Here is a 4,790-nt window from a genome sequence, read left to right as displayed (position 1 = left end):
GAATACCTGGCCAAGATGTCCTACGAGTTTTTTGTCGTTCCCGGATCATTTGAAGGCACTAAAGCCAAGCGCGCAATCATTGATAACATCGACGACTTCAAGGCTAAGTCTCTTGCCACGGAAACGGCTGCAATGGGGCTGGCTCAGCATTCCCGCATGCATGATCCCAAGGGCAGCATGAATGCAGTCGGCAAGCTGATTCAATCATGCAATGCGTGTCATGCGGAATATATGGAGCCAGCACTGTTATTACCATTACCCCCCAATCCCGAATGACGATTTTGGGTTAATACCTGGCTTGCTAACAGGGTAAGTAATGTCTGATAGTAATGAACAAAAAGTTAGCTACGGGCTAGGCTGGCAGTTTGGTCGCCACCTGTTGACTCATGATTTTGATGGTCTGGATTTGGAAGCTGTATTTGCCGGAATAAGAGATTGTTATGTAGGGAACGAAAGTCCCTACACCGATAAAGAAGCAGAAAAAGCCTTTAAAGCCATTACCGCTGATGTAGAGGCAAAAAGATTGGCTGAGGCTACCCAGGCAGCCGGCCAGAGCATGGAGTTTATGCGGCAAAATGCGGAGCGCGATGATATCAACATTACCCCCAGTGGTTTGCAATATGAGATTTTGGAGTTGGGTAAGGGCAGTAAACCTGGCCCCCTGGACAGTGTCCGGATTCATTATCATGGAATGCTGACAAATGGCCATGTATTTGACAGTACCATGGAACGCAGCACTCCGGCAGAGTTTCCTTTGCAGTCTGTAATTGCGGGCTGGGTAGAAGGGTTACAATTGATACCCGTGGGCACCAAATGCCGGTTTTATGTTCCTGCAGAGCTGGCTTATGGCGAGCTTGGCCATCCTCCCGGTATTCCAGGGAATGCGGCCTTAATTTTTAACATTGAATTACTCGATATTGTGTAATTCGATTAAAAGTAAATTCAGTATCTGAATGGCGAAATGATTCAACCTGTCTGTTGATTGAAAGATTAGAGGAAAACTTTCTGCTATGAATATGCAAGATAAGAATACCCTTCCAATACAAAACCCGGATGAGGATGATCTGCCCAATATCTCACGCCGAAGTTTTTTTAAACGTGCCGCATTAGCCGGGACAGGCGTCATGGTGGCTGGCGGCGCGGCATTGGCTGCTTCCAAGGCCTCTCTGAGTGGTTCTCGGTCTAAAGGCATCGAGACGATCGAAAACTTCAAGCCGAAAGATCAGCGTGATGTTGTACTTTGCTATGCCGTAAGTCCAAAGCTGTCTCAGGAGGTTTACCCGGAGCGAAATGAGCAGTATGCAAGATTGCATAACAAAGAGTTTCACTTCAATTACGATATACAGACCTTCGAACACAAGTTGCCACCTGATAACACCCGTGAAGGCTATGATCAGGCCGACCGGGCGCTTGGGCATGCCTCCTGGTTTCCATTGATTGCGGCGAAATCACGAGCACAGGCATTTACCCAGCCCAATACACCACTGCATAGCTGGGATCAGTCTGACGTGGACGCTGAAAAATATGAGTTTGGTTCTGCCAAACGCGCAGCAACCATGATCCGCAGTGCAGCACGCCTGTTTGGTGCCGTCCGTTGCGGCATTACCAGGTTCGACAAGCGCTTCGTTTATGATCCCATGTATGACATTATTCATGAGAGAGAGCTCTATTGGGACAAAGATTTTCCGTTTGAGCCTAAGTCCGTCATCGTGATAATGACACCGATGGACTACGACAACGTGGCTACTTCTCCAAGCTGGACGGCAGAAGGAGCAACGGGTAACGGTTACTGTGACATGAGTAAAATATCCTGCCAGATCGCCAAATTTATCCGTGGCATGGGATACAACGCCGTAGCGGCCGGCAATGAAATGGCCAACTCTGTGGCTTTTGCCATTCAGGCTGGCCTGGGCGAAGGTGGTCGAAATTCCCTGTGTCTTGCCCCTGGGCTTGGTCCGCGGGTACGAATCTGTAAGGTGTTTACCAACATTGATTTTGAAGACGCCTACGATTATCCACGTACTTGGGGAATTGCCGACTTCTGCGAAAGTTGCAGGAAATGTGCTGAAGCCTGTCCTCCCCAGGCAATCAGTTACGATGAAAAACCCGGGTTTGAGCCTACTTACGAGTTTGCAGATGAGCCAGGCTATACCTGGAATAACCATATCGGCATTAAGAAGTGGTACAGCGATGCCAAAAAATGTTTCAACTTCTGGATTGAAAACGATACTTCCTGTCTTAACTGCATGGCCAGTTGTACTTTTAATGAGCCGGACTATTGGCACCATTGGTTTGTCATGGCGATTAATCCAGCCATGCCCAGATTTATTCACTACTGGATGTCAGAGGCCCATCCCCTTTTCGGATACGGTGGGCAGAGTGGAAAACCCGTTCCCGGTAAAGTAGAGCGGTTTTGGAAATCGGGAAAAGGTATGAACACGAACAAGTCGATGAAAAACAATATTGGCACAGCCGGAATTTCTTAAGGAGCGACTGATGGAAGCTTTGCAATGGTTTTGCCTGGGTGTTATCAGCATGATGGCTGCAATGGGAATGGTCTATTTTCAAATGGTAGTAAAACCCAAGTGGTATACACTGCCTCTATTGATTTTGGGGCTCGTTTTAGTGTTGTTTGGAATTGCCTGGGGTGGCTCTTCTCTCATCGAAGGGTATCCTCGCTCCAGCGCGCTCGGCATCCTTTTCTTTAGTGGTCCCGGTTTACTGATCCTGGCATTGACCTGGAGACACTTGGTTGCCCCTGGTTTCAAGAATGCAGAAAACTAGTTTACTTGTACTCGAAAAACCCATGAAACTATGTGTCCGTCATTTCATGTTATGAATCATTTCTAAGGCGTTATGCCGCCTTCTTTGAAGTTTATGGCGGCGCGAAAGCAGTTCTGAACCAAAACTAGATACAACATAGTTTGTAACAGAAATTTCATGCGAGTGAATGTATCAAATCCTTATGTCGCAAAACTCTTTGAGTTATTTGCCTGGGTTACGCTGATTTTAGCTTTTGTGATTGGATATGTTGCCGACAGTCCCGACTATTTGCCTCTCGTAAAAAAGCAGTACCCTGGATATCAGTGGGGTAGCGCTGATGTCTATCCCGACCTGCCGATAGTTTTTGTGCCATCGCCGGATAATATAAATGAAGCACTGGTAATTGTTGAAGGCACGGGCTATGGAGGGCCTTTCATTTTAGGTGTTCGCGCCATCAGAACGGATGAATCTGCACGGATTCAGGAAGTGGTTATTTTATCTCATAAGGAAACACCTTCCTATATACAAAAAATGATCCGAAAGAATTTTTTCTATCAGTTTATCAACAAGCCGCTGACCAATGATTTTCTCTATGGCCAGGACGTGGATGCTGTTTCTGGTGCAACGATTTCCGCACAGGGATTTACAAGCGCCACCGCTCAGGCACTTCACAAAGGCGCAATTGAACATCTCAAGCTGGAAAAAACCTGGAAAGATAAGGAATATGAGTGGGGTAGTGACGAATTCCTGATGCTTGGATTGTTTGCTGCGGTGCTGCTAATTGTCTATGGCCCGAAAAAGATAGCCAAACCACTTAAAGTAGTTTTACCGTTTGCGACGCTGGCATTTGTCGGGTTTTATGTAAATGCCTCCATCAGCCTGGGAACTTTGGCTGGCATAGTGATGGGGTATGTCCCTGGCTTTAGCCAATATCCCATCTGGTGGATCCTGGTAGGTGGCACCATCGCTGGGATTGTGCTGTTGGGCAAAAACTTTTATTGCGGTTATATGTGCCCATTTGATGTGGTCCAGGGCTTGCTTCAAAAGATCAGCGGCATCAAATTGGCCATAAAGCCCGGCTTGATGAAAAGCGCACGCAGGGTAATTTTAACCATGAGTTGGCTTGCTCTTCTCCTGATTTTCCTGTCCCGTCACCCTGCTCTGGGCTCCTATGAACCGTTCAGCATGATGTTTTCCCTGGAAGGAATGGGCATTCAGTGGTATATCCTGCCAATCAGTTTGCTCGGAGCTTTTTTGGTTCCACAATTCTGGTGCCGACTGTTCTGTCCCGTAGGCTTGACTCTTTCTGAAGCTGTTCGATTGCGCCGGTCGGCCGTCGACAGGGTAAAAGTAGTTTTTACATCCGACAAGACGAACCTGCGGGTTCCAGTCATTCAATCCCGACAGGGAGTGGAAACCCTTACTGTTCTGTATGCGTCTCAAACCGGTAACTCAAGGCAAGTCGCACATCGCCTGGGGGCTGCAATGACTGGTAATGGCCTGTCTGCTAATTTGTATTCCATGGCGGATTACCCAGTTAAAAAGCTCGCTGATGAACGCCACTTATTGATTGTTACCAGTACTTATGGGGAAGGTCAGCCGCCGGAAGATGCTGAGATGCTACACAGGTACATTCATTCTGAACAAGCACCCAGGCTGAGCGATCTTAAATACGGTGTCCTGGGGCTGGGTGACAGCAGTTACCTGTATTTCTGCGAAACTGCCCTTGACTTTGATACCCGCTTACAGGAACTGGGCGCCCGGAGGATTATCGAGCGTGTCGATTGCGACACGGATTATGAAGATGCGGCTGAAGATTGGATTGGTGAAGCGGTTGATACCATGCAGGATTATATTGAGGCGCATTGTTCCAGTGCGATCTTGCCGATTTTCGATGTGGATACCGAAGACGGCAGAGTCTTTCACAAGCACAATCCATTTTCTGCCAAACTGTTGATTAATCGAAACCTCACCGGAGAGGACTCGGTAAAGGACATTCATCATCTGGCAATCTCACTTGAAGGGTC

Annotated in this window: 5 protein-coding genes; all 5 read left to right on the top strand. The window is 47.6% G+C overall.

The genetic code is table 11. The annotated features are described in order from the left end of the window. The coding region (locus tag V3S16_RS10840; RefSeq protein ID WP_413884816.1) for a cytochrome c at window positions 1–276 on the top strand (276 nt) is incomplete at its 5' end. Between the two features lie 40 nt (window positions 277–316). Next, window positions 317–925 (top strand): FKBP-type peptidyl-prolyl cis-trans isomerase, encoded by a 609-nt coding sequence (locus V3S16_RS10835; protein WP_413884814.1) that lies wholly within the window; start codon window positions 317–319, stop codon window positions 923–925. A gap of 85 nt (window positions 926–1,010) precedes the next feature. Next, window positions 1,011–2,486, top strand: a complete 1,476-nt coding sequence (locus V3S16_RS10830; protein ID WP_413884812.1) for a reductive dehalogenase — start codon at window positions 1,011–1,013, stop codon at window positions 2,484–2,486. 10 nt (window positions 2,487–2,496) lie between these two features. Beyond that, window positions 2,497–2,784: a hypothetical protein gene (locus V3S16_RS10825; protein WP_413884810.1), complete on the top strand. Its 288-nt coding sequence runs from the start codon at window positions 2,497–2,499 to the stop codon at window positions 2,782–2,784. Window positions 2,785–2,940: 156 nt separating this feature from the next. Next, the coding region (locus V3S16_RS10820; RefSeq protein ID WP_413884808.1) for a flavodoxin domain-containing protein at window positions 2,941–4,790 on the top strand (1,850 nt) is incomplete at its 3' end.

It is taken from the genome of Candidatus Desulfatibia sp., from assembly GCF_036446775.1.
Classification (GTDB): Bacteria; Desulfobacterota; Desulfobacteria; order Desulfobacterales; family UBA11574; genus Desulfatibia_A.
This window is presented reverse-complemented; position numbering and strand designations above follow the sequence as displayed.